21 protein-coding genes are annotated in these 24,351 nt (G+C 69.3%); 19 read left to right on the top strand and 2 right to left on the bottom strand.

Annotated features, from left to right (window positions below):
- The first annotated feature begins 48 nt into the window (after positions 1-48).
- The 10 genes from atpG (at position 49) to QWY80_RS15160 (ending at position 12,209) form a co-directional block, all read left to right on the top strand.
- On the top strand, positions 49-933 hold the full coding sequence (gene atpG / locus QWY80_RS15205; protein ID WP_290233207.1) for a F0F1 ATP synthase subunit gamma: 885 nt from the start codon (positions 49-51) through the stop codon (positions 931-933).
- Positions 934-1,033: 100 nt separating this feature from the next.
- Positions 1,034-2,410 (top strand): F0F1 ATP synthase subunit beta, encoded by a 1,377-nt coding sequence (gene atpD, locus QWY80_RS15200; protein ID WP_290233205.1) that lies wholly within the window; start codon positions 1,034-1,036, stop codon positions 2,408-2,410.
- Between the two features lie 27 nt (positions 2,411-2,437).
- Positions 2,438-2,866: a F0F1 ATP synthase subunit epsilon gene (locus QWY80_RS15195; protein WP_290233202.1), complete on the top strand. Its 429-nt coding sequence runs from the start codon at positions 2,438-2,440 to the stop codon at positions 2,864-2,866.
- A gap of 138 nt (positions 2,867-3,004) precedes the next feature.
- Positions 3,005-4,378, top strand: a complete 1,374-nt coding sequence (mgtE, locus tag QWY80_RS15190) for a magnesium transporter (RefSeq protein WP_290233199.1) — start codon at positions 3,005-3,007, stop codon at positions 4,376-4,378.
- 104 nt (positions 4,379-4,482) lie between these two features.
- A complete protein-coding gene (locus QWY80_RS15185; protein WP_290233196.1) occupies positions 4,483-5,280 on the top strand; it encodes an undecaprenyl-diphosphate phosphatase in 798 nt (265 codons plus the stop codon).
- 27 nt (positions 5,281-5,307) lie between these two features.
- Positions 5,308-6,429, top strand: a complete 1,122-nt coding sequence (locus QWY80_RS15180) for an FAD:protein FMN transferase (RefSeq protein ID WP_435389378.1) — start codon at positions 5,308-5,310, stop codon at positions 6,427-6,429.
- On the top strand, positions 6,430-7,794 hold the full coding sequence (gene glmU / locus QWY80_RS15175; protein WP_290233190.1) for a bifunctional UDP-N-acetylglucosamine diphosphorylase/glucosamine-1-phosphate N-acetyltransferase GlmU: 1,365 nt from the start codon (positions 6,430-6,432) through the stop codon (positions 7,792-7,794).
- An 11-nt stretch (positions 7,795-7,805) separates the two neighbouring features.
- The gene (gene glmS / locus QWY80_RS15170) at positions 7,806-9,641 is read left to right on the top strand and encodes a glutamine--fructose-6-phosphate transaminase (isomerizing) (protein WP_290233188.1); all 1,836 of its coding nucleotides are present in this window, start codon (positions 7,806-7,808) and stop codon (positions 9,639-9,641) included.
- A 9-nt stretch (positions 9,642-9,650) separates the two neighbouring features.
- Complete coding sequence (locus tag QWY80_RS15165; protein WP_494337377.1) at positions 9,651-10,523, top strand: DUF72 domain-containing protein; 873 nt, start codon at positions 9,651-9,653, stop codon at positions 10,521-10,523.
- 342 nt (positions 10,524-10,865) lie between these two features.
- Positions 10,866-12,209 carry a sodium-dependent transporter gene (locus QWY80_RS15160; protein WP_290233186.1) on the top strand — a complete coding sequence of 448 codons (1,344 nt, stop codon included), beginning with the start codon at positions 10,866-10,868 and terminating at the stop codon, positions 12,207-12,209.
- A 94-nt stretch (positions 12,210-12,303) separates the two neighbouring features.
- Here the strand turns inward: QWY80_RS15160 and QWY80_RS15155 are convergent, their stop codons facing one another.
- Entirely contained in the window at positions 12,304-12,519 is a 216-nt protein-coding gene (locus tag QWY80_RS15155) for a PA3496 family putative envelope integrity protein (RefSeq protein ID WP_290233185.1), read from the bottom strand.
- Positions 12,520-12,783: 264 nt separating this feature from the next.
- Between QWY80_RS15155 and hexR the strand changes: the two genes are divergently transcribed.
- From hexR to QWY80_RS15140, 3 genes are all read left to right on the top strand, one after another.
- Positions 12,784-13,641, top strand: coding sequence for a transcriptional regulator HexR (hexR, locus tag QWY80_RS15150; RefSeq protein ID WP_290233182.1), 858 nt, complete (start codon positions 12,784-12,786; stop codon positions 13,639-13,641).
- A 278-nt stretch (positions 13,642-13,919) separates the two neighbouring features.
- Positions 13,920-16,121 carry a DNA helicase II gene (uvrD, locus tag QWY80_RS15145; RefSeq protein ID WP_290233179.1) on the top strand — a complete coding sequence of 734 codons (2,202 nt, stop codon included), beginning with the start codon at positions 13,920-13,922 and terminating at the stop codon, positions 16,119-16,121.
- 202 nt (positions 16,122-16,323) lie between these two features.
- A complete protein-coding gene (locus tag QWY80_RS15140) occupies positions 16,324-17,424 on the top strand; it encodes a TRAP transporter substrate-binding protein (protein ID WP_290233175.1) in 1,101 nt (366 codons plus the stop codon).
- Between the two features lie 28 nt (positions 17,425-17,452).
- Here QWY80_RS15140 and QWY80_RS15135 read toward each other — a convergent pair whose 3' ends face one another.
- Entirely contained in the window at positions 17,453-17,854 is a 402-nt protein-coding gene (locus tag QWY80_RS15135) for an acyl-CoA thioesterase (protein WP_290233172.1), read from the bottom strand.
- 128 nt (positions 17,855-17,982) lie between these two features.
- Between QWY80_RS15135 and QWY80_RS15130 the strand changes: the two genes are divergently transcribed.
- The 6 genes from QWY80_RS15130 (at position 17,983) to cysZ (ending at position 24,319) form a co-directional block, all read left to right on the top strand.
- On the top strand, positions 17,983-18,942 hold the full coding sequence (locus QWY80_RS15130; protein WP_290233170.1) for a PstS family phosphate ABC transporter substrate-binding protein: 960 nt from the start codon (positions 17,983-17,985) through the stop codon (positions 18,940-18,942).
- Positions 18,943-18,986: 44 nt separating this feature from the next.
- Positions 18,987-20,210, top strand: coding sequence for an ABC transporter permease subunit (locus tag QWY80_RS15125; protein WP_290233165.1), 1,224 nt, complete (start codon positions 18,987-18,989; stop codon positions 20,208-20,210).
- Positions 20,211-20,215: 5 nt separating this feature from the next.
- Positions 20,216-21,748, top strand: coding sequence for a phosphate ABC transporter permease PstA (gene pstA, locus QWY80_RS15120; RefSeq protein WP_290234175.1), 1,533 nt, complete (start codon positions 20,216-20,218; stop codon positions 21,746-21,748).
- A 68-nt stretch (positions 21,749-21,816) separates the two neighbouring features.
- Positions 21,817-22,590, top strand: coding sequence for a phosphate ABC transporter ATP-binding protein PstB (pstB, locus tag QWY80_RS15115; protein ID WP_290234172.1), 774 nt, complete (start codon positions 21,817-21,819; stop codon positions 22,588-22,590).
- A gap of 25 nt (positions 22,591-22,615) precedes the next feature.
- Positions 22,616-23,344, top strand: coding sequence for a phosphate signaling complex protein PhoU (gene phoU, locus QWY80_RS15110; RefSeq protein ID WP_290233162.1), 729 nt, complete (start codon positions 22,616-22,618; stop codon positions 23,342-23,344).
- Between the two features lie 243 nt (positions 23,345-23,587).
- Complete coding sequence (gene cysZ, locus QWY80_RS15105) at positions 23,588-24,319, top strand: sulfate transporter CysZ (RefSeq protein ID WP_290233159.1); 732 nt, start codon at positions 23,588-23,590, stop codon at positions 24,317-24,319.
- The last annotated feature ends 32 nt before the right edge of the window (positions 24,320-24,351 follow it).

Below are 24,351 nucleotides of genomic sequence, written 5' to 3'. Positions count from 1 at the left end.
GGGGGCGGACCAGGAGCTTTCTGAGGGCCACGAACGGAGTAGATCGCTATGGCAGCTGCAAAAGAGATACGCACCCAGATCGGGAGCATCAAGAACACGCAGAAGATCACCAGCGCCATGGAAATGGTGGCGGCGTCGAAGATGCGCAGGGCCCAGGACCTGATGAAGGCCAGCCAGCCCTATGCGCGTCAGATCCGCAACGTGGTCGCGCATGTCGCCGATGCCAACCCCGAGTATCGCCATCCGTGGATGGTCGAGCGCGACGCCGAGCGGGTCGGCTACATCGTGGTGTCCACCGACCGCGGCCTGTGCGGCGGCCTGAACGTCAACCTGTTCAAGGCCGTGGCGAAGGACGCCAGGGCGTGGCGCGAGCAGGGCGCCGAGCTGGACTTCTGCGCGCTGGGCTCCAAGGCCGGGGGGTTCTTCCGCAACTACGGGGGCAACCTGGTCGCCGCCAAGAGCGGGCTGGGCGAGTCGCCCGAGATGGAAAACCTGATCGGTAGCGTCAAGGTCATGCTGGATGCGTACAACGAAGGGAGCCTGGACCGGCTGTTCGTGGTGTACAACGAGTTCGTCAACACCATGACCCAGAAGCCGGTGGTCAGACAGCTCCTGCCCGTGTCCCCGGACATGGGCAACGGTGATGCGCACCACGAAGAGCACAAGGGTCCCGGTAGCTGGGACTACCTGTATGAGCCGGATGCCAAGGCGTTGCTGGACAGCCTGCTGGTTCGTTTCATCGAGGCGCAGGTGTACCAGGCGGTGGTCGAGAACGGGGCCTGCGAGCAGGCCGCGCGGATGCTGGCCATGAAGAACGCCACCGACAATGCCGGCGGCCTCATCGACGACCTGGAGCTGGTCTACAACAAGGCCCGCCAGGCCGCCATCACCCAGGAGATCTCGGAGATCGTCGGGGGCGCCGCCGCCGTATAGCGCCAGGAGGGCGAGGCCCTCCTTGGCTCTGCCCGGGACGCTACCCGCACAGGGCCAGGCATGCAGGTTTCATTTGCAGGTACTTTGAGAGGATCGCAAGATGAGCGGACGTATCGTACAAATCATCGGCGCGGTGATTGACGTAGAGTTTCCGCGGGACGACGTGCCCAAGGTCTACGACGCGCTGAAGGTCTCGAACACCGAGACCGTGCTCGAGGTCCAGCAGCAGCTGGGCGACGGCGTGGTACGCACCATCGCCATGGGCTCCACCGAGGGCCTGAAGCGCAGCATGGAGGCCACCAACACCGGGGCCGCCATCTCCGTGCCGGTGGGCAAGGAGACCCTGGGGCGCATCATGAACGTGCTCGGCGAGCCCATCGACGAGGCCGGCGAGATCGGCGAGGCCGAGCGCATGCCCATCCACCGCAAGGCACCGACCTATGCGGAGCAGGCGGTGTCCGACGAACTGCTGGAGACCGGCATCAAGGTCATCGACCTGGTCTGCCCGTTCGCCAAGGGCGGCAAGGTCGGCCTGTTCGGCGGCGCCGGCGTGGGCAAGACCGTCAACATGATGGAGTTGATCCGCAACATCGCCACCGAGCACAGCGGCTACTCGGTGTTCGCCGGCGTCGGCGAGCGGACCCGCGAGGGCAACGACTTCTACCACGAGATGCAGGAGTCCAACGTCCTCGACAAGGTGTCGCTGGTCTACGGCCAGATGAACGAGCCGCCCGGCAACCGCCTGCGCGTGGGCCTGACCGGCCTGACCATCGCCGAGAAGTTCCGCGACGAGGGCCGCGACGTGCTGCTGTTCGTCGACAACATCTACCGCTACACTCTGGCGGGTACCGAGGTGTCGGCGCTGCTGGGCCGCATGCCGTCGGCGGTGGGTTACCAGCCGACCCTGGCCGAGGAGATGGGCGTCCTGCAGGAGCGCATCACCTCCACCAAGACCGGCTCCATCACCTCCGTGCAGGCGGTCTACGTGCCCGCGGACGACCTGACCGACCCGTCCCCGGCCACCACCTTCTCGCACCTGGACGCCACCGTGGTACTGGCGCGCTCCATCGCCGAGCTGGGCATCTACCCGGCCATCGACCCGCTGGACTCCACCTCGCGCCAGCTCGACCCGCTGGTGGTGGGCGACGAGCACTACAACACCGCCCGCGGCGTGCAGGGCGTGCTGCAGCGCTACAAGGAGCTCAAGGACATCATCGCCATCCTGGGCATGGACGAGCTGTCCGACGAGGACAAGCTGACCGTGGCCCGGGCGCGCAAGATCCAGCGCTTCCTGTCGCAGCCGTTCTTCGTCGCCGAGGTCTTCACCGGGGCGCCCGGCAAGTACGTGCCGCTCAAGGAGACCATCCGCGGCTTCCAGGGCATCCTCGACGGCGAGTACGACGAGCTGCCCGAGCAGGCCTTCTACATGGTGGGTACCATCGACGAAGCGGTCGAGAAAGCCAACCAGTCGAAGTAATCGGCGCCCCACCAGGAGGACTTCGCTATGGCGAACAGCTTCAAGTGCGAGATCGTCAGCGCCGAGGAGGGCATCTTCTCGGGCGAGATCGAGCGGGTGGTCGCGACCGGCCGCATGGGCGAGCTGGGCATCCTGCCCGGCCATGCCCCGCTGCTCACCGAGCTCAAGCCGGGGCCGGTGCGGGTCATCCACGACGGCGGCGAGGAGGAGCACTACTACGTCTCCGGCGGCTTCCTCGAGGTGCAGCCCGACGTGGTGACGATCCTGGCCGACGCCGCCGTCCGCGCCCATGACCTGGACGAGGCGGCGGCCGAGGAGGCTCGCCAGCATGCGCTCAAGGCGTTGAGCGACAAGTCCGCGGAGCTGGACTACACCCGCGCCGCGGCGGAGCTCGCCGAGGCCACCGCCCAGCTGCGCACGGTTCAGCAACTGCGCAAGAAGCTCGGCAAGGGGTGATCCCGACGCCGGCGTGAAAGGCGCCCCCCGGCCCGGTCGCAAGACCGGGCCGGGGGGCGTTCGCGTCTCTGCTATCATGCGGCCGGTCACCCCCGACGATTGAGCTCAACCCGCGCCGGCCGGCGTCAGGAGGATGCCATGCCACTCAACGAGGCCCTGCAGGAACACAAGGCGGCGCTGGTCGAGGCGCTGGCGGAAGGGGCGCGCGAACGACTCGATGCCCGGTTGCCCGAGCTGCGTTCCGCGGACCTCGGCGAGATCATCGAGGAGCTCCTCGAGGACGACGACGACCTGCCCCTGGCCCTGTCGCTGCTCGACTGCCTGCCGCTCGAGCGGCGCGCCAACGTGCTCGGCTACCTGCCCGGCGAGGCCCAGCTGGCCGTGGCTGAGGCGATGTCCGACGAGGCCCTGCTGTCGTTGATCGAGGAGATGGGCTCCGACGAGCGCGCCGACCTCTTCAACCTGCTCGGCGAGGATCGCCGCGAGGCGCTGCTGCGGCGCATGGCGCGCCAGGAGCGCGAGGAGCTCATGCGCCTGGCCAGCTACGAGGAGGGCACCGCGGGGGCCATCATGACCGCGGACTACGTGGCCATCCCCAGCGGCATGACCGTCTCCCAGGCGCTGATGCGGGTGCGCCAGACCGCCCCGGACGCCGAAACCGTCTACCAGCTCTATATCGTCGACCCGGACGGCCGGCTGGCCGGCACCCTGTCGCTGCGCCAGCTGATGGTGGCGCGTCCCGGGGCGCGTATCGACGACCTGATGATCAAGGACGTCATCCGCATTCCCGTCGACGAGGCCCAGGAGGAGGTGGCCCGGGTGGTGGCCCGCTACGACCTGCTGGCGTTGCCGGTGGTGGACGCCGACGAGCGGCTGGTGGGCATCGTCACCCACGACGACGCCATGGACGTGGCCGAGTCCGAGGCCACCGAGGATATCCACAAGGGGATGTCGATCGGCGCCCTGGAGGACGGGGTGAGCCGGGTGCCGCTGTGGAGCCTGTATCGCAAGCGGGTGACCTGGCTGGTGCTGCTGGTGTTCGGCAACCTCTTCTCGGGGGCCGGCATCGCCTACTTCGAGGAGACCATCGCCGCCCAGGTGGCGCTGGTGTTCTTCCTGCCGCTGCTGATCGGCAGCGGCGGCAACGCCGGGGCCCAGGCCGCCACCCTGATGGTGCGCGGCATGGCCACCGGGGACGTGGGAGTCAAGGACTGGGGCAAGCTGCTGGGCCGCGAGCTGCTGGTGGCCGGTTCCCTGGGGCTGACCATGGCCTTGGCGGTAGCGCCCATCGGGGTGCTGCGTGGTGGCGAGGCGGTGGCCATGATCGTCGCCTTGAGCATGGTGACCATCGTGCTGTTCGGCAGCCTGCTGGGCATGTGCCTGCCGTTCCTGCTCGACCGCCTGGGCTGGGATCCGGCCACTGCCTCGGCGCCGCTGGTGACCACCCTGATCGACGCCTCGGGGGTGCTGATCTACTTCAGCATCGCCACGGCGATCCTCTCCAGCCTATGAGCGCGCCTCGCCGCGGGGCGGACAGCGGCCCGCCGGATGTGTATGCTCTGCGCGTCGCACCGCCCACGGGCGGTTCCTCCTCTGCATGACGGGAAGCATGCCGCATGGATTGGCTACAGGTCGTCGTACTCTCCATCGTCCAGGGACTGACCGAGTTCCTGCCCATCTCCAGCTCCGCCCACCTGATCCTGGTGCCGGTCCTCACCGCCTGGGAGGACCAGGGCCTGGCCTTCGACGTGGCCCTGCACCTCGGCAGCCTGGCGGCGGTTGTGATCTACTTCCGCCGGGAGCTGTGGTGCATGGCGGGGAGCTGGCTGGGGTCCCTGGGGGGACGCGGCGTGGATCAGGATGCCCGCCTGGCCTGGTGGGTGATCCTGGCCACCGTACCGGTCTGCGTGGTGGGGCTGGCCCTGCACGATACCATCGAGGCGGGCATGCGCTCGCCGCTGATCATCGCCTTCGGGCTGATCGCCTTCGGGCTGCTGCTGGGCTATGCCGACTGGCGCCATCGCGGGGAGCGCAGCGAATACCAACTGGGCCTCGTGGATGCGCTGCTGATCGGCGCCGCCCAGGCCCTGGCGCTGATTCCCGGTACCTCGCGCTCCGGCATCACCATCACCGCGGCCCTGCTGCTGGGCATGAGCCGCGAGGGAGCGGCGCGCTTCTCCTTCCTGATGTCGATCCCGGTGATCGTGCTGGCCGGCGGGCTGGAGACCGTCGGCCTGCTGCGCGAGGCGGTCCGGGTGGAGTGGTTCACCCTGAGCGTCGGCACCCTGCTTTCCGGGATCAGCGCCTACCTGTGCATCCACTACTTCCTGGCCTTCATCCGGCGTGTCGGTATGCAGCCCTTCGTGGTCTACCGGCTGCTGCTGGGGGCCTGGCTGCTGTGGCTATTCTGGTAAGCTTGCCCCATCGTCGTCCGGAGCCCCATCGTGAAGCCGCATCCGCTGTCGTTGCCCGTCCTGATCGTCCTGGCCCTGCTGCTCGCCGCCTGTTCGGAGCGTGACCGCCCCCTGGACTCTCCGGTACGCTTCGAGGGAGGCATCTACGGTACCTTCTACCAGGTGACCATCGCCGACCCGCTCACCCGGGGCGAGGCCCAGGCGCTGGAGGAGGGGATCCTCGCCGAGCTGGAGGCGGTGGACGCCAGCATGTCCACCTACCGGGACGACTCCGAGCTCTCGGCCTTCAACCGGGCGCCGGTGGGCGAGTGGCAGCCGCTCTCCGACGAGCTGATGGAGGTGCTGGCGATCGCCCGCGCGGTGGCCGAGGCCAGCGACGGCGCCTTCGACGTCACCCTGGGCGGCCTGGTCAACCTGTGGAGCTTCGGCCCCGAGGCGCGCCCCCGGGAGGTCCCCGAGGAGGCCGAGCTGGCGGCGCGGCTGGCCGAGATCGGCCCGGACAGCCTGGAGCTCGACGAGGCCGGCCTGCAGGCCCGCCGCCTGCGCGACGTCCAGGTCGACCTGAGCGGCGTGGCCAAGGGACACGCCACGGACCGGGTGGCGGCCCTGCTGGATGCCGAAGGCATCGAGCACTACCTGGTGAACCTGGGGGGCGACCTGATCGCCAGCGGCCATCGCGACGGCGAGGGAGAGGCCTGGCGCATCGGCATCGAGGCCCCCCTGGACGATCGCCAGGAGGCACGGCACGTGGTGCCGCTGCGCGACGACATCTCGGTGGCCACCTCCGGGGACTACCGCAACTACTTCGAGGAGGACGGTCGACGCTTCTCCCATACCCTGGACCCGCGCACCGGCCGGCCCATCACCCATCGGCTGGCCTCGGTGAGCGTCTTCCACCCCTCCAACGCCTGGGCGGACGCCTGGGCCACGGCACTGACGGTGCTGGGCGAGGAGGCAGGCATGACCCTGGCCCGCCGGCAGGGCCTGCGGGTGCTGATGATCGTCCGCGAGGACGATGGCTGGAGCAGCCGGGTGACCCCGGGCTTCGTCGAGCTGTTCGACGACTCGCTGGTGGAGGAACTCGGCCTGGAGATCCAGGGAGGGCGCACGCACCGCTCCGACGACCCACGACAGGACCAGGAGTCATAGATGACGCTAGACGTGGTGATACTGGCGGCCGGGCAGGGCACCCGGATGCGCTCGACCCTGCCCAAGGTGCTGCACCGCCTGGCCGGCAAGCCGATGGTGCGGCACGTGATCGATAACGCCGCGGGGCTGTCCGCCGAGCGTACCCATGTGGTGGTGGGACACGGCGTCGAGCAAGTGCGCGAGGCGCTCGCCGACTGCCGGGTGCGTTTCGCCCTGCAGGCCGAGCAGAAGGGCACCGGCCACGCCGTGGCCCAGGCCCTCGACGGGCTCGGCGACGGCAGGGTGCTGGTGCTCTACGGTGACGTGCCGCTGATCCGCCGCGAGACCCTGGAGGCACTGCTGGAGAGGGTCGACGAGGAGCATCTGGGGCTGTTGACCGTGACCCTCGCGGACCCCAGCGGCTACGGGCGCATCCTGCGCGACGCCGAGGGCCGGGCGGTGGCCATCGTCGAGCAGAAGGATGCCTCGGAGGCCGAGCTCGCGGTGCGCGAATGCAACACCGGCATCATGGCCATGACCGCCGCCCAGCTGCGTCGCTGGCTGCCGCGACTCTCCGCCGACAACGCCCAGGGCGAGTACTACCTCACCGACGTCATCGCCATGGCCGCCGCCGAGGGGGTGAGCATCGTCACCGCCCAGCCCGCCGACCCCCTCGAGGTGGAAGGGGTCAACAACCGGGCCCAGATGGCGCGCCTGGAGCGCGCCCACCAGCGGGGCATCGCCGAGCGGCTGATGACCGAGGGCGTGGCGCTCGCCGATCCGGATAGGATCGACGTGCGCGGCCGCCTGATCTGCGGCCACGACGTGGAGATCGACGTGGGCTGCGTCTTCGAGGGCGAGGTGGAACTGGGCGAAGGGGTGCGCATCGGCCCCCACTGCGTGATCCGCGACAGCCATATCGGCGCCGAGACGCGGGTCGAGCCGCACAGCGTGATCGAGGGCGCTGTGATCGCCGGGCGCAGCACCATCGGACCCTTCGCCCGGCTGCGCCCCGGGTCGCGTCTGGCGGTGGGCGCCAAGGTGGGCAACTTCGTCGAGACCAAGAATGCCGAGGTGGGCGAGGGCAGCAAGATCAACCACCTGAGCTACGTGGGCGATGCCCGCCTGGGGCGCGGCGTCAACGTCGGCGCCGGCACCATCACCTGCAACTACGACGGCGCCAACAAGCACCGCACCGAGATCGGCGACGACGCCTTCATCGGCTCCAACACCGCCCTGGTTGCGCCGCTGAGCATCGGCCAGGGGGCCACCGTGGGGGCCGGCTCCACCATCAGCAAGGACGTGGCCGACAACGCCCTGGCGGTCTCCCGGTCACGCCAGATCGCCAAGGCCGACTGGCCGCGGCCCCGCAAGCAGGACGACTGAGGAGAGACGCCATGTGTGGAATCGTCGGTGCCGTTGCCGAGCGCAACGTGGAAGCCATCCTGCTGGAGGGCCTCAGGCGCCTGGAGTATCGCGGCTACGACTCCGCCGGCATGGCGGTGGTCTCGCCCCAGGGGGCGCTCCAGCGCCGCCGCGCGGTGGGCAAGGTGGCGGCCCTGGCCGAGTGCCTGGGCGACGCGCCGCTGCCCGGGCGCTGCGGGATCGCCCACACCCGCTGGGCGACCCACGGCCGGCCCAGCGAGACCAATGCCCACCCGCACCAGTCCGGCGAGGGCCTGGCGGTGGTGCACAACGGCATCATCGAGAATCACGAGGCGCTGCGTCGCGAACTGGTCGCCGACGGCTACCGCTTCGACTCCGAGACCGATACCGAGGTGGTCGCCCACCTGGTGGCCCGCGAGCGGGGGCGCCATGCCGACCTGCTGGCCGCCGTACGGCATGCCCTGGCGCGCCTCGAGGGCGCCTACGCCCTGGCCGTGGTGAGCGCCGACGATCCCGGCACCATCGTCGGCGCCCGCAAGGGCAGCCCCCTGGTGGTGGGCGTGGGCATCGGCGAGGCCTTCCTGGGCTCCGATCCCCTGGCGCTGCTGCAGGTCACCGACCGCTTCGTCTACCTGGAGGAGGGCGACGTGGTGCGCCTGTCCGCCGGGGGCCGGGTCGAGGTGTTCGATGCCGCGGGCGCGGCGGTGAAGCGCGAGGTGCAGACCTTCGAGCACGGCGACGGGGCGGCCAGCAAGGGCGACTACCGGCACTTCATGCTCAAGGAGATCCATGAGCAGCCGGCGGTGATCGCCGCGGCCCTGGAGGGGCGCCTGGGCGAGCGTGCGGCGCTGGTGGAGAGCTTCGGCCCCGAGGCCGAGGCGCTGTTCTCGCGGGTGCGCCAGGTGCATATCGTCGCCTGTGGCACCAGCTATCATGCCGGCATGGTGGCCCGCTACTGGCTGGAGCGCTTCGCCGGCGTGCCGGTGCAGGTGGAGGTGGCCTCCGAGTACCGCTACCGCCGGGTGGTGGTGCCCGAGGATACCCTGTTCGTCACCCTCTCCCAGTCCGGCGAGACCGCCGATACCCTGGCGGCGCTGCGCTTCGCCCGGGAACGCGGGTATCTCGCCAGCCTGGCGATCTGCAACGTCCCGGGCAGCTCCCTGGTGCGCGAGTCCGACCTCTGCCTGATGACCCAGGCCGGCCCGGAGATCGGCGTGGCGTCGACCAAGGCCTTCACCACCCAGCTCACCGCCCTGATGCTGCTGACCCTGGCGCTGGGCCGCGTCAGGGACCTCGCGGAGGAGACCCAGGCCGAGCTGGTGGCGGCCCTGCGCGGCCTGCCGCGGCTGGTGGAGCGGGTGCTGGCGCTGGACCCGCAGATCGAGGCGCTCTCCACCGCCTTCGCCGAGAAGCACCACGCCCTGTTCCTGGGCCGCGGCGCCCACTTCCCCATCGCCCTGGAGGGCGCGCTCAAGCTCAAGGAGATCTCCTACATCCACGCCGAGGCCTATCCGGCCGGCGAGCTCAAGCATGGCCCCCTGGCGCTGGTAGACAGCGAGATGCCGGTGATCTCGGTGGCGCCCAACGACGAACTGCTCGACAAGCTCAAGTCCAACCTCCAGGAGGTACGGGCGCGGGGCGGCGAGCTCTTCGTCTTCGCCGACGAGCGGGTCGGCATCGAGGAGGCCGAGGGGATCCGCGTGCTGCACCTGCCCCACGTCCACGAGGCACTGGCGCCGATCCTCTACACCCTGCCGCTGCAATTGCTCAGCTACCATGTGGCGGTGCTCAAGGGCACCGACGTGGATCAGCCGCGCAACCTGGCCAAGTCGGTCACCGTGGAGTAGGGCATCGATTTGCGCGCCGCCGTCGCCGAGCCGCGCCTGCACCTGGGCCTGGCCATGTGGGCCAACCCCGACTGGCGCGGCACCCTCTACCCCGCCGGCGGAGGCGGGCTCGAGGAGTATGCCCGGGTGTTCTCCGCCGTGGAGGGCAATACCACCTTCTACAGCGGTGTCCCCCGGCCGGAGACGGTGGCGGCCTGGGCCCGCCAGGCGCCACCGGGCTTCCGTTTCTGCTTCAAGCTGCCCGCTTCGCTGACCCACGAGCGTCGCCTGGTGGGGATCGAGACCGGGTTCGAGGCCTTCCTCGACGCGCTGTCGCCCCTGCATGACCGCCTCGGGCCGATGATGGTCCAGCTGCCCCGGGATTTCGGCAGCGAGGAGCTGCCCCGGTTGGAAGCCCTGCTGACCCGCTGGCCGGCGGGGATCCCCTGTGCCGTGGAGGTACGCCACGCTGAATTCTTCCACAAGGGGAGCGCCGAGGTCGCCCTCAACAGATTGTTGATAAGTCTCGGCGTCGACCGCGTGATGCTCGATGTGAGGCCGCTCTTCTCGACACCGGCCGGCGGCCATCCTGGCCTGCTCAAGGCCCGGAGCGAGAAGCCGAAACGCCCATTACACGTGCTTTCCACGGGGGCGAGTCCGATGGTGCGCTTCATCGGCCACTTCGATGGGGAGATCAATGAGCGTCATTTCGCGCCCTGGATCGAACGCCTCGCCCTGTGGATAAAACAGGGGAAAACCCCTTACCTGATGGTGCATACCCCGGACAATCGGCAAGCACCGGCGCTGGCCCGCCGCCTCCATTCACGGCTTGCCGAACAGTGTTCACTCCCGCCCTTGCCGGCCTTCCCCGGCGAGGCCCAGGCCAGTCTCTTCCCGAGCTGATGCCTACGCCGAAAGGCGGGGGTGAAAACTCTCCCCAACGGCTGGCCATCGAGCGTTTGATCGGATAGTTTTATGGGCCGGTGTGCCAATACCCATGGAATTTGACTGGATCCTGCGCCTATCCCGCGCAGATCTCGCGAATATCGGGCACGCCGGCGTCTCCTTCTCCCGGGGGAACCGACCCGTGAGGCGGAGCACGCGACGCGGCAGCGATCCTGCCTGGATCCTGTCATGCTCTGGATGGCGCCGTGAGACCCATGGCGCCCTGGACGTGGCAATGACAAGCACAAGCCGTCATCGCGCCGGATCGGCCGATGGCGACACGTACACTCAGGGTGAATCATGTCGAAACTATCCCACGCACAGTGGTCATCGAAGATGGCCTTCATCCTGGCGGCCACCGGTTCGGCGGTGGGGCTGGGCAATATCTGGCGCTTTTCCTACATGGTGGGGGACAGCGGGGGCGCGGCCTTCGTGCTCATCTACCTGGCCTGCGTGGCCCTGGTGGGCTTGCCGATCCTGGTGGCGGAGTGGCTCATCGGCCGCCGCGGCCAGGAGAACCCGATCAATGCCATGGCCGAACTGGCACGCAAGAGCGGCCGGCTGCCGGCCTGGGCGCTGGTCGGGGCCAGCGGCGTGCTGGCCGCCTTCCTGATCCTCTCCTTCTACAGCGTGATCGGCGGGTGGTCGCTCTCCTATACCCTGGGCTCGGTGACCGGGGCCTTCTCCGGCCAGGATGCCGATGGCGTCGGCGCGATCTTCAACGGCCTGCTGGGCAATCCCGCCGTGCTGACCCTGTGGCATACCGCCTTCATGGCGCTGGTGATCTTCATCGTCGCCCGCGGCGTCACCAAGGGCCTCGAGGGTGCCGTGCGCACCCTGATGCCGGCGCTGGTGGTGCTGATGCTGGTGCTGGTGGGCTATGGCATGACCACCGGTTACTTCGGCGAGGCACTGGCCTTCATGTTCAGCCCCGACTGGGGCGCCGTCAGCGGCGAGGTGGTGCTGGCCGCCATGGGCCAGGCCTTCTTCACCCTGTCGCTGGGCATGGGCATCATGATGGCCTACGGCTCCTACCTGGGCGCGGACGTCAACCTGATCGGTACCGCCCGCACGGTAATCATCCTGGATACCGCCATTGCCCTGCTGGCCGGCCTGGCCATCTTCCCCATCGTCTTCGCCAACGGCCTGAGCCCGGGCGAAGGGCCGGGGCTGATCTTCGTCACCCTGCCGCTGGCCTTCGGCAACATGGCGGGCGGCACCATCCTCGGCCTGATGTTCTTCCTGCTGCTGACCTTCGCCGCGCTCACCTCGGCGATCTCGCTGCTCGAACCGGTGGTGGAACTGCTGGAGGAGCGCACCCCGCTGTCCCGCGTGGGGGTCACCCTGGTCGGCGGCGTGGCGGTCTGGGCGCTGGGCATCGCGGCGCTGATGTCGTTCAACGTCTGGGACGACTTCCTGATCCTGGGACTGAACGTCTTCGACCTGCTGGATACCCTCACCAGCAAGATCATGCTGCCGCTCACCGGCCTGGGGGCCATCCTCTTCGTGGCCTGGCGACTGGACCGCGAGAGCGTGGCGGCCGAACTGAACCTGTCCGGCGGCCAGGCCCAGCTGTGGCAGCTGGTGTCCCGCTTCGTGGCACCGATCGGCGTGATCCTGGTGTTCGTCACCGGCCTGATGTAGGCCCCGACGAAGCGAGAGACGTTCCCCCGAGCCCCGCCCTGGCGGGGCTCGGTCGTGTCTGGAGGTGGTTCTGCCCGCCGGTGGCGGGCCGGCCTCAGTGCACCTCGTCGTCGGCCGGTTCGTCCTCGGGCAACTCGGCGATATCGCGCGACAGCCGCTTGAACTCCCGATGGAGCTCGATGCCGCGGCGAGCGCGCAGGTGGCGCTGGGCGGCGGTGCGGGAGCGTTGCTCGTGTTCGACGACTTCCATGCTCATGAAGATGTCGAGGAGCTCACTCTTCAGGGAAGTTAACCGTTCGACATTGCGCATGATCGACTCTCCTGTCTTCTGCAGTGAAGGTGCCGGCATCAGGGACGCTGCGCGACACTGCATTTCCTACTATATCGCACTTGACAGAATGATGACGTCATGGGTGTATGGCCACCACGCCCGGTCAACGCAGCCGCCACCCGAGGCGCCGAGGCATCCTGCGCTGCACAACCGCCCCCGCCTTCGGGCATACTGGGGTCCTGAACCCCCAGATCGACCCGTCGCCGCGCCGAGCCGTGGTGGCCGGCAAGCAAGGAGTCCCGCGTGAGTCGTGCCCTGTTCGATGAGATGAGACGCCGCATGGAGCACTTCCGTCGCTCCGAACAGAAGGTGGCGCGGTTCGTGCTGCGCAACCCCGACGAGGTGATCCACATGCGCATCGTCGACCTGGCCACGGAGGCCAAGGTGAGCGAGCCGACGGTGGTGCGCTTCTGCCGTGCCCTGGGCTGCAACGGCTTCCAGGACTTCAAGCTCAAGCTGGCGCAGATGCTGGCCAGCGGCAGCCAGTTCGCCCAGTTCTCGATGAACGACAGCGATTCGGTGGCGGAATTCTCCCAGAGCATCTTCGACTCCACCGTGGGGACCCTGCTGTCGGTGCGTGACCGCCTCGACAACGAGGCGTTGAGCAAGTCGATCAACGCCCTGGCCATGGCCAACCGGGTGGAGTTCTACGGCTTCGGCGCCTCGGGGGCGGTGGCCTTCGACGCCCAGCACAAGTTCTTCCGCCTGCAGATCTCCACGGCCGCCTACGCCGACCCGCACATGCAGAACATGTCGGCGGTGACCCTGAAGGAGGGCGACGTGGTGGTGGCCATCTCCCAGACCGGCCGCACCCGGGCGTTGGTGGCCAGCGTGCGCCTGGCCCGCGAGGCGGGGGCCACGGTGATCGGCCTCTGCCCCAGCGGTTCGCCGCTGGCCGCCGAGGTGACCCTGCCGCTCTACATCGACGTCCACGAGGACACCGAGATCTACACCCCCATGAGCTCGCGCATCGCGCACCTGGTGCTGATCGACGTGCTGGCGGTGGGCGTGGCCAAGACCCGCGGTCCCAAGCTGGCCGAACAGCTCAAGTCGGTGAAGAAGAGCCTCACTCCGCTGCGGTTCCCCGAATCGGAGCCCTAGCCTGAAGCTGGAAGGGTCCGAGCTTCGCCGGGGGATTCAGGGCAATTGCAGTTGCCGATAGCGAGAGGCGCCGGGGACAGGTCGTAGAGGGGGTCCTACGCCAGGGAAGGCGTCGGTAGCGCCCAGGGAGGGGGTTACAGCGCCCCCTCGTAGACCTGTCACCGGAATAGCCTCGAGCGGTGCTGCTAGATGCGAATAGCCCTGCGGGGAGCTGCCGGCTTCGCCGGGCGCGATATGGTAAGCTATCGGCCCATTTTCCGAGCAGCGATGCCTTCCCCATGGACGACGTCACGGCGATCCTCGACCACCTGAACACCGCCCAGCGCGAGGCGGTCAGCGCGCCCCAGGGCAACATGCTGGTGCTGGCCGGCGCCGGCTCCGGCAAGACCCGGGTGCTGGTGCATCGCATCGCCTGGCTGATGCAGGCCGAGGGGCTCTCCCCCTACGCGGTGCTGGCCGTGACCTTCACCAACAAGGCGGCCCGCGAGATGCGCACTCGCCTGGAGGCGCTGCTGGGCCTGTCGCTGCGCCATGTCTGGGTGGGCACCTTCCACTCCATCGCCCACCGCCTGCTGCGCACCCACTGGCAGGACGCCCGCCTGCCCCAGCACTTCCAGATCATCGACAGCGACGACCAGCTGCGCCTGGTCAAGCGCCTGATCCGCGACAACGACATCGATGACGAGCGCTTCCCGCCGCGCCAGGTGCAGTCGTTCATCTCGGGCTGCAAGGAGGAGGGGCTGCGGCCCCACCAGGTGGAGGTCCACGGCGATGCCTACCTGGGCCAGATGGTCGAGCTCTACGAGCGCTACCAGCTGACCTGCGAGCGCGGCGGCCTGGTGGACTTCGGCGAGCTGCTGCTCAGGAGCCTGGAGCTGCTGCGCGACAATCCGGCATTGCTGGCCCACTACCGCGAGCGCTTCGCCCATGTGCTGGTGGACGAGTTCCAGGACACCAATACCCTGCAGTACGCCTGGCTCAAACTGCTCACCGGCATGCGCACGCCGCTGACGGTGGTCGGTGACGACGACCAGTCGATCTACGGCTGGCGCGGCGCCCGGGTCGAGAACCTCCGCCGCTTCGAGAAAGAGTTCTCCGCGACCCGGACCATCCGGCTGGAGCAGAACTACCGCTCCACCAGCGCCATCCTCGAGGCCGCCAATGCCCTGATCGACCACAACGCCGAGCGCCTGGGCAAGACGCTGTGGACCGCCGGCGAGCGAGGCGAGCCGATCTCGGTGTACAGCGGCTTCAACGACCTGGATGAAGCGCGCTTTATCGTCGATACCATCAAGGAGAAGGTCGACGAGGGCCTCAACCGTCGCGAGGTCGCCATCCTCTACCGCTCCAACGCCCAGTCGCGGGTGATCGAGGAGAGCCTGATCCGCCAGGGCATGCCCTACCGCATCTATGGCGGTCAGCGTTTCTACGAGCGCCTCGAGATCAAGAATGCCCTGGCCTACCTGCGCCTGCTGCTCAATCGCGACGACGACGCCTCCCTGGAGCGGGTGATCAATGTGCCGGCCCGGGGCATCGGCACCCGTACCGTGGAACTGCTGCGCACCCGGGCCCGGGAGACCGGCGTCTCGCTGTGGCAGGCGCTGCACGACGGCCTGGCCGACGGCCTGCTCAGGGGGCGTGCCGGCAACGCCGTCCAGGCCTTCGCCGACCTGGTCGAGCGCCTCGACGACGACACCGCGGCGCTGGCGCTGCACGAGATCATCGATCACGTCATCGAGCGCTCCGGGCTGGTGGAGCACCACCGCAGCGAGCGGGGAGAGAAGGGCCAGGCGCGGGTCGAGAACCTGGCGGAGCTGGTCACCGCGGCCCGCGCCTTCACCCAAGGCGAGGCCCTCGACCCGCCCGAGGCCGGCGAGGGCGCCGTGGCCCTGGAGGCCTTCCTCTCCGAGGCGGCGCTCAATGCCGGCGAGCACGAGGCCGACGAGTTCGAGGACAGCGTGCAGCTGATGACCCTGCACTCCGCCAAGGGGCTGGAGTTCCCGGTGGTGTTCATCGCCGGCGTGGAGGAGGGGCTCTTCCCCCACCGCATGTCGGTGGAGGAGCCGGGCCGCCTCGAGGAGGAGCGACGCCTGTGCTACGTGGGGCTGACCCGCGCCATGCGCAAGCTCTACCTGACCCACGCCGAGATCCGTCGCCTGCACGGCAAGGAGACCTTCCAGCGCCCCTCGCGCTTCCTGCGCGAGATCCCCGAGGAGTTCCTCGAGGAGGTGCGGCTGCGCGGCCAGATCTCGCGGCCGGTGACCGCCGGCCGGCCGGCGGGGCTGCGCCAGACCGAGGTGAACGGCGGCGCCGAGCTGCCCTCGCTCTCCCTGGGTCAGCGGGTCAGCCACCCGGTGTTCGGCGAGGGGGTGATCCTCAACGCCGAGGGGGAGGGCGCTCGGGCGCGGATCCAGGTCAGCTTCGAGGGCGAGGGGGACAAGTGGCTGGTACTCGGCTTCGCCAAGCTGACCCCGCTGTGAGGAAGCGGCTGGCTCTGACCTTTACGTAAGATGCGGGATCTTGCCGGCTCCATCGCCGCTGACGCATACTCCTGGCGGACACGCCGCGCCGTCGGGAGCCTGGCGGATCCGGCCCCAAGGGCGGGTTGCGTCGTGGATCGGCGTCGAGTCCGACAGGCTCCCAGGCGCATCACCAGAATAATCCGTTCGGAGTCATGCCCGCATGCAACGCCGTCTCTTTCTGAAGAACAGCCTGAAGACCCTGGGGGCCGGCGCCGCCGGTGTCACTGCCGCGCCCTTCGTCTCCACCGCCAAGGCCCAGGACACCATCACCTGGAACATGGTCACCTCCTGGCCCCAGAACTTCCCGGCGCTGGGCACCGGTGCCAGCGACTTCGCCCGGCGCATCGAGCAGATGTCCGGCGGCCGCATGCGCATCCGCGTGCATGGCGCCGGCGAGCTGGTCCCGGCCCTGGAGGTCTTCGATGCCGTCTCCGCCGGCACCGCCGAGATGGGGCATTCGGCCTCCTACTACTGGAGGGGCAAGGTGGCAGCGGCGCAGTTCTTCACCGCCGTGCCCTTCGGCATGAACACCACCGAGACCAATGCCTGGCTCTATCACGGCGGCGGCCAGGAACTGTGGGACGAGGTCTATGCCGCGCACAACCTCAAGCCCTTCCCGGTGGGCAACACCGGCACCCAGATGGCCGGCTGGTTCAAGCAGGAGATCGACTCCCTGGAGGACATGCAGGGCCTGAAGCTGCGCCTGCCGGGCCTGGCCGGCGAGGCCATGAACCGCATCGGGGTGACCACCGTCAACATGCCGGGGGGCGAGATCTTCACCTCCATGCAGACCGGCGTGCTGGACGCCGCCGACTGGGTCGGACCCTACAACGACCTGGCCTTCGGCCTGCACCAGGTGGCCGACTACTACTACACCTCGGCCTGGAACGAGCCCAGCGCCATCCTCGAGGGGACCGTCAACCTGGAGGCCTGGCAGGCGCTGCCGGACGATCTCAAGGCGGTGGTCAGCGAGGCGGCGCGTGCCTCCAACCTGGCGATGATCAGCGAGTTCGCCTATCGCAATGCCGAGGCCCTGGAGACCCTGGTCGACGAGCACGGCGTCCAGCTGCGCACCTTCCCGGAGGATGTCATGACGGCCCTCTACCAGGCGTCGCAGGAAGTGATCGCCGAACAGGTCGACGACGACCCCGAGTCGAAGCGGGTCTACGACTCCTATGTCGCCTTCCAGAAGCTGGTGCGTCCCTTCAGCGACGTCGGCGAGTTCGCCTACCTGAAGGCCCGGGAAGCGGTCGGCGCCTGAGCGTCCCGGAACCGAGCCCGGTGAGGCATCAGGAGCGGACCGCGCGGATGCGCCCCTTGTCGTCCATGGCCACCATCACGAAGCGCGCCTCGGTGACCTTGTGGAGCTCGTCGGGGGCGCGCTCCTGGGGCTGGCGGATCCATACCTCCACGTCGATCTTCACCGAACTGTGGCCGATCTCGCGTACCTCGGTGAAGACGTTGACCTCCGAGCCGACCCGTACCGGGCAGAGGAAGTCCATGGCCTCGATGGCCACGGTGGCGGTGCGGCCGCGTGCCTCGCGGCCGGCGGCCAGCTCGGCGGCCTGGTCCATGTGGGCGACCAGCCAGCCGCCGGCGATGTCGCCGTGGAGGTTGGTATCCTGGCGGGTCGCCAACAGCTTGAGGGTCAATTGACCCTGCGGGCGGGGGATGTCGTCAAGGTCTGTCATGTGAGCGTCATCTTCCTGGCTTGTTATTGTGGCGCCACGAGAGGAAAGGGCGAACAGGGGAATGCGGGCCATGGTAAACCCGGGCGCGTTCCCCCACCAGCCCGTACGATAAGCGATCGGGGAAACGCATGCGCCGAACGGGCAAGGGGACAGGGAGGCAGTGGCTGGCGCTGCTGCTGGGGCTGGTGATCTCGCTGGTCGCCGCCAGGCTGCCGGCGGACGAGGTGGCCGGCACCCTGGGGGCGGTGGGCTCCGATACCCTGGCGGGGCTGATGTTGCGCTGGGGGGAACAGCTCGCCGAGCACCACCCCGGGGTGCGCCTGCAGCTGCAGGCCAGCGGCTCGGCCAGCGCCCCGCCGGCCCTGACCGCCGGCACCACCCGCCTGGGGCCCATGTCGCGGCCAATGTACGAGGCCGAGCGCGATGCCTTCGAGGCGCGCCATGGCTACCCTCCCGTGGAGCTGGCACTGGCCCGGGACGCCCTGGTGGTGATCGTGCATCGCCATAACCCCCTCGACGGCCTGAGCCCGGCCGAGCTGGACGCGATCTTCTCCGATACCCGCCGCTGTGGCGCCGAGGCGCCCATCGACCGCTGGTCGCAACTCGGCGTCGAGCTGCCCGGGGATCGCATCGTGCTCCATGGTCGCAACGTCGCCTCGGGGACCCATGACCTCTTCCGCCAGCAGGCCCTGTGCGGCGGCAGCTTCCGGTTGCGCCTCAACGAACATCCCGGTTCGGCGGCCACGGTGGCGGCGGTGGCCGCCGAGCCCTCGGCCATCGGCTATGCCGGCCTCAACCACCTGACCCCCAGCGTCAAGGCGGTGAAGCGCCGCGACGCAGAAGGCGAACTCCAGGCACCCACGCCCGAGGCGGTGCGCAGTAGCGACTACCCGCTGTCGCGGACCCTCTACCTCTACGTCAACCTGCCGCCCGGCGGTGGTCTGCCCGGCCCGGAGCGCGCCTTCCTCGAGCAGGTGTTCTCCGCCGAGGGGCAGTCGGTGGTCGAGGAGCTGGGCTTCGTCACCCTGCCCGAGGCGCGGCTCGAACGCCAGCGACGCTGGCTCGAGGCGTTGCCGTCCGCCGAGTGAGCTGTCACGCAATTGTCATCCCAGTGTCGTAGAGTGGAAAGGTGATGATCGACCCCCTTCCCCCAAGGCCGGATCCCGGGCGCCAGCGCTGGCGCCACGGCCGTGATCGCCTGGCGACCCTGCTGATCTCCGCGGGCGGCGTCGGCGTGGTGGCGGCGGTGCTGGCCATCGGGGTCTTCCTCGCCGTGGAGGTGGTGCCGCTGTTCCTGGAGTCGCGCCACGGCATCGACTGGCGGGGGCTATGGCTGCCGCAATCCGTGGAAGGCCATGCCCTGCCCCAGCATCGCTGGCAGCCCGAACCGCTCGCCCCGGGAGAGCCCGCCCACTATGGCATGGCGCCGCTGGCCTGGGGGACCCTGAAGGCGGCCTGCTGGGCGCTGCTGTTCGCCGTGCCCCTGGCCCTGGGGGCCGCCATCCACTCGGCGCTGTACATGCCGCGCCGACTGCGCGCCCGCCTCAAGCCGACCCTGGAATTGATGGAGGCGATGCCCGGGGTGGTGATCGGCTTCGTCGCCGGCCTGGTACTGGCACCCTACGTGGAGCGCCACCTGGCCGGCGCCCTGGCGCTGCCGGTGATCCTGCCGGCGGGAATCCTGCTGGCCGGCGGGCTGAGGACGACCCTGCCGGCCCGGCTGCGGCGCCGGCTGGCGCCGGGCTGGGCGGGGATCTGGCTGATGCCCTGGCTGGCGGCGCTGGCGGCGCTGGTGCTGTGGGGCTCGCCATGGCTGGAGGAAGCGCTCTTCGCCGGCGACCTGCGCGGCTGGCTGGAGGCCACCTTGGGGCTCGACTATGCCGCGCGCAACGCCATGATCGTCGGCATCGCCATGGGGTTCGCGGTGATCCCCGGCATCTATGCACTGGCCGAGGACGCCCTGAGCGGGGTGCCCGGCAGCCTCGGCGAGGGTGCCCAGGCGCTGGGCGCGACCCGCTGGCAGACGCTGTGCAGGGTGGTGCTGCCGGCGGCCTCGCCGGGCATCTTCAGCGCGGTGATGATCGGCGCCGGCCGGGCGGTGGGCGAGACGATGATCGTGCTGATGGCCAGCGGCAACACCGCCCTGATGACCCTCAACCCCCTGGAGGGGCTGCGTTCCATGTCGGCCACCATCGCCATCGAGCTACCCGAGGCCGCGGCGGGAGGCACCCACTATCGGCTGCTGATCCTGGCGGCGCTGGCCTTGTTCGCCTTCACCTTCCTGGTCAATACCCTGGCCGAGCTGGTGCGCACCCGCCTGCGGCATCGCTACCGCCGCCTGGAGGGCACGGCGTGAGCCGCATGGCGGGTCGAGTGGGGCGTAGCGAGGGCCCCTGGCCCTGGCTGGCCGCCGGCAGCGTGGCGCTGTCGCTGCTGCTGCTGCTGGCCCTGCTGACGCTGCTGGCGGTGCGCGGCCTGGGTCACTTCTGGCCCGCGCCGCTGGCCCTGGTGACCCTCGAGGATGGCCAGCGGCTGGCCGGCCGCGCCGTCCACGAGGAGAGCGTTCCGGGCGGCGAGGCCCGCGAGCGGCTCTACTTCACCGGCAACCGCGACCTCGCCGGCGATATCTGGACCTGGGTGCCGGTGGCCGAGATCGCCTCGCGGGCCTTCCCCGAGGAACTGGTGGTGCTGGAACGCCGCCGCTGGGGGGCCTTCCTGGGGCGCCTGGTGGCCCTGGAGGGCGAGGCGGGCCGCCGCGAGGGGCAGGCCGCCTGGCCCGCCCTGCAGGCGCGGCTGGCGGAGCTCGAGGCCCTGCGCGGCGAGCGCGACCGCCTGCGCGAGGCGGTGGTGACGCCCCTGGTACGGCGCCTGGAGCGCGGTCCCGATGCCGCGGCCGAGGCCGAGCTGGCCCGGGCCAACGCACGGATCCGCGAGCTGCAGGCGGACATGGCCGGCGATACCCTGGTACTGGAGAGCGTCGATGGGCGTCGCCTGACCCAGCCCCTGGAGGAGGTGCTGCGCGCCCTGCGGCCCAATGCCATGTCGCCCGTCGACAAGCTCGCCACCTGGGGGCGGGAGGTCTGGCGCTTCCTCTCGGAAGGGCCGCGGGCCGCCAATAGCGCCGGCGGGGTCTGGCCGGCGATCTTTGGTACCGTGCTGATGGTGCTGCTGATGTCGGTGGTGGTGACCCCCTTCGGCGTGCTGGCGGGGATCTACCTCAACGAGGTGGCCCACCAGGGACGCTTCACGCACCTGGTGCGCATCGCGGTGCGCAACCTGGCCGGGGTGCCCTCCATCGTCTATGGGGTGTTCGGGCTCGGCGTCTTCGTCTATGGCATAGGCGGCACCCTGGACGAGTGGTTCTTCGCCGAGTCGCTGCCCTCGCCCACCTTCGGCACCGGGGGCCTGCTGTGGGCCTCCCTGACCCTGGCGCTGCTCACCCTGCCGGTGGTGATCGTGGCCACCGAGGAGGGGCTCGCCCGGGTGCCGGACCATCAGCGCGAGGGGGCCCTGGCGCTGGGCGCCACCCGGGTGGAGATGCTCACCCGGGTGGTGCTGCCGATGACCGCGCCGGCCATGCTCACCGGGATGATCCTGGCCGTCGCCCGGGCCGCCGGGGAAGTGGCGCCGTTGATGCTGGTGGGGGTGGCCAAGCTGGCGCCCCAGGTGCCGGTGGACGGTGACTTCCCCTACCTGCATCTCGACCGGAAGTTCATGCACCTGGGCTACCATATCTATGACCTGGCCTTTCACGGCGGCGATGTCCAGGCCGCCATGCCGCTGGTCTACGCCACGGCGCTGCTGCTGGTGCTGGTGATCCTGGTGCTTAACCTGACTGCAATATTCCTGCGCCATCATCTGAGGGCGCGTCATGGGGCGCTGCCGCGCCACTAGCGGCGGTGCCGGGGAGAGCCTGTTTCGTGTCCGTGTTTTCGTCGCCGCATGCGCTGTCCGACGGTCCGATCCTCGACTTCGAGCGATCGACCTGCTGCCTGGAGATCGAGGGGCTGAGCCTCGCCTACGGCGAGAAGCCGGCGCTGCGCGATCTGACCCTGCGCGTGCCGCGCCACCGCGTGACGGCCTTTATCGGGCCCTCGGGCTGCGGCAAGTCGACCCTGCTGCGCGCCCTCAACCGGCTCCACGACCTCAACGAGGAGGTGGTCCGCGAGGGCAGCATCCGCCTGGAGGGCCAGGACATCCAGGCGCCGGAGGTGGACGTGGCCGAGTTGCGTCGGCGGGTGGGCATGGTGTTCCAGGCACCCAACCCCTTCCCCATGTCGATCTACGACAACGTGGCCTTCGGGCTGCGCCTGCAGGGCGGCATGCGCAAGCGCCAGAGGGACGACGTCATCGAGTGGGCCCTGCGTTCGGCGGCGCTCTGGGAGGAGGTGAAGGAGCGCCTCGGGGCGTCGGCCTGGACGCTCTCCGGTGGTCAGCAGCAGCGCCTGGTGATCGCCCGCACCCTGGCGGTACAGCCCGAAGTGTTGCTGCTCGACGAGCCGGCCTCGGCGCTGGATCCCATCTCGACGCTGAAGATCGAGGAGCTGATCCGCAACCTCAAGTCGCGGCTCAGCCTGGTCCTGGTCACCCACAACATGCAGCAGGCGGCGCGGGTCTCCGACTACACCGCCTTCCTGCAGCAGGGAGAACTGGTGGAGTACGGCCCCACCCAGACGCTGTTCACCAATCCGCGCCTGCGGCGCACCGAGAACTACATCACCGGGCGCATGACCTGAGCGGTCCGGCCCCAAGGAGAGTCCCATGGACATCACCAGCGACATCCACAGCCAGCACATTTCCCGGCAGTTCAACCAGGAGCTCGAGGAGCTCAAGACCCACCTGATGGCGATGGGCGGCCTGGTCGAGAAGCAGGTCCAGGACGCCGTGGCCGCCCTGCTCGAGAGCGACTCGGCCCTGGGCCGCCAGGTGGTCGACAACGACCGGGCCGTCAACGACATGCAGATCAAGATCGACGAGGAGTGCACCCAGGTGCTGGCGCGCCGTCAGCCCACCGCCTCCGACCTGCGCCTGGTGCTGGCGGTGATTCGCGCCGCCTCCGACCTGGAGCGCATCGGCGACGAGGCGAGCAAGATCGCGCGCAACGCCTGTGAGCTGATCGACGCCGACAACGGTAGCCGCGGCTTCGTCGAGGTGCGCATGATCAGCGAGCACGTGCGGCGCATGGTGCGCGACGCCCTGACCTCCTTCGCCCGCTTCGATACCGAGCTGGCGCTGAAGCTGGTCCACGAGGACGAGGAGGTCGACAACGAGTACCAGAGTGCCATGCGCTCGCTGATGACCTTCATGATGGAGGACGCCCGCTCGATCTCCCCGGTGCTCAGCCTGATGTGGATCCTGCGCGCCCTGGAGCGCATCGGCGACCACGCCAACAACCTCGCCGAGTACGTGGTCTACCTGGTCAAGGGCATGGACATCCGGCATACCGACCCGGACGACCTGGACGAGCAGGTGATCACCCACAAGGGTTGACCGCAGGCGGCGATTCGTCGTCAATAGCGCGGGCCACTGCCGAGGCCTATCGAGATGCATCGCTCGAGGCTTTCCCGGCGACAGGTCTACGAGGGGGCGCTGTTAACCCCTCCCTGGGCGCTACCGACGCCATCCCTGGCGTAGGACCCCCTCTACGACCTGTCCCCGGGGCCTCTCGCCTCGAACCGCGGCAATAGCCGAAGGACAGTGGTGTCTTCGTGAGTGTCCCTGCAAGGAAACATCATGCTCGATGCCTTCACGGCCCTGGCCCGCGGCACCCGCCTGGCCTACGGTCCCGGCCTGCGCCGCTACGTCTTCGTGCCGATCGCCATCAACCTGCTGGTCTATGCCGCCATGCTCTGGTATGTGCTGGCCCACTTCGGCGGCTGGCTGGAGGGCTGGATGGCCATGGTGCCGGCCTGGCTCGCCTGGCTGGAGTGGCTGATCTGGCCGCTGTTCGTGGTCAGCCTGGTGCTGGTGGTGTTCTTCACCTTCACCCTGGTGACCCACCTGATCGCCGCGCCCTTCTACGGTTTCCTGGCGGAGAAGGTGGAGGTGGCGGCCACGGGGCGGGTGCCGCTGGACGACCGCGGCCTGGCGAAGACCGCCGTGGATGCCCTGGGCCGCGAGCTGGTCAAGCTCGCCTACATCCTGCCGCGCATGGCGCTGCTCTTCGCGATCAGCTGGATCCCGGTGGTCAACCTGCTGGCCCCGCTGCTCTGGGCGCTGTTCTCGGCCTGGATGATGGCCATCACCTACCTGGACTACCCCATGGACAACAACAAGGTGAGCTTCGCCGACATGCGTCGCCGCCTGGCGGCGCGCTGGTGGCCGACGCTGACCTACGGCGGCGGGGTGACCCTGATCACCTGGATTCCCCTGGCCAACCTCTTCCTGCTGCCCGGTGCCGTGGCCGGCGGGGTGCTGCTGTGGGACCGCCACTATCGCCATCTGCGCGACCTTTCGCCGCGTTGAGGGGCGTCCCCGGGGCGACCTGCTATGCTCAG

The sequence above is a fragment of the Halomonas ramblicola genome (genome assembly GCF_030409215.1).
In the GTDB taxonomy this organism is placed as follows: domain Bacteria; phylum Pseudomonadota; class Gammaproteobacteria; order Pseudomonadales; family Halomonadaceae; genus Halomonas; species Halomonas ramblicola.
Note: the sequence above shows the minus strand (reverse complement) of the source record. Positions and strands in the feature narration are given on the sequence as shown.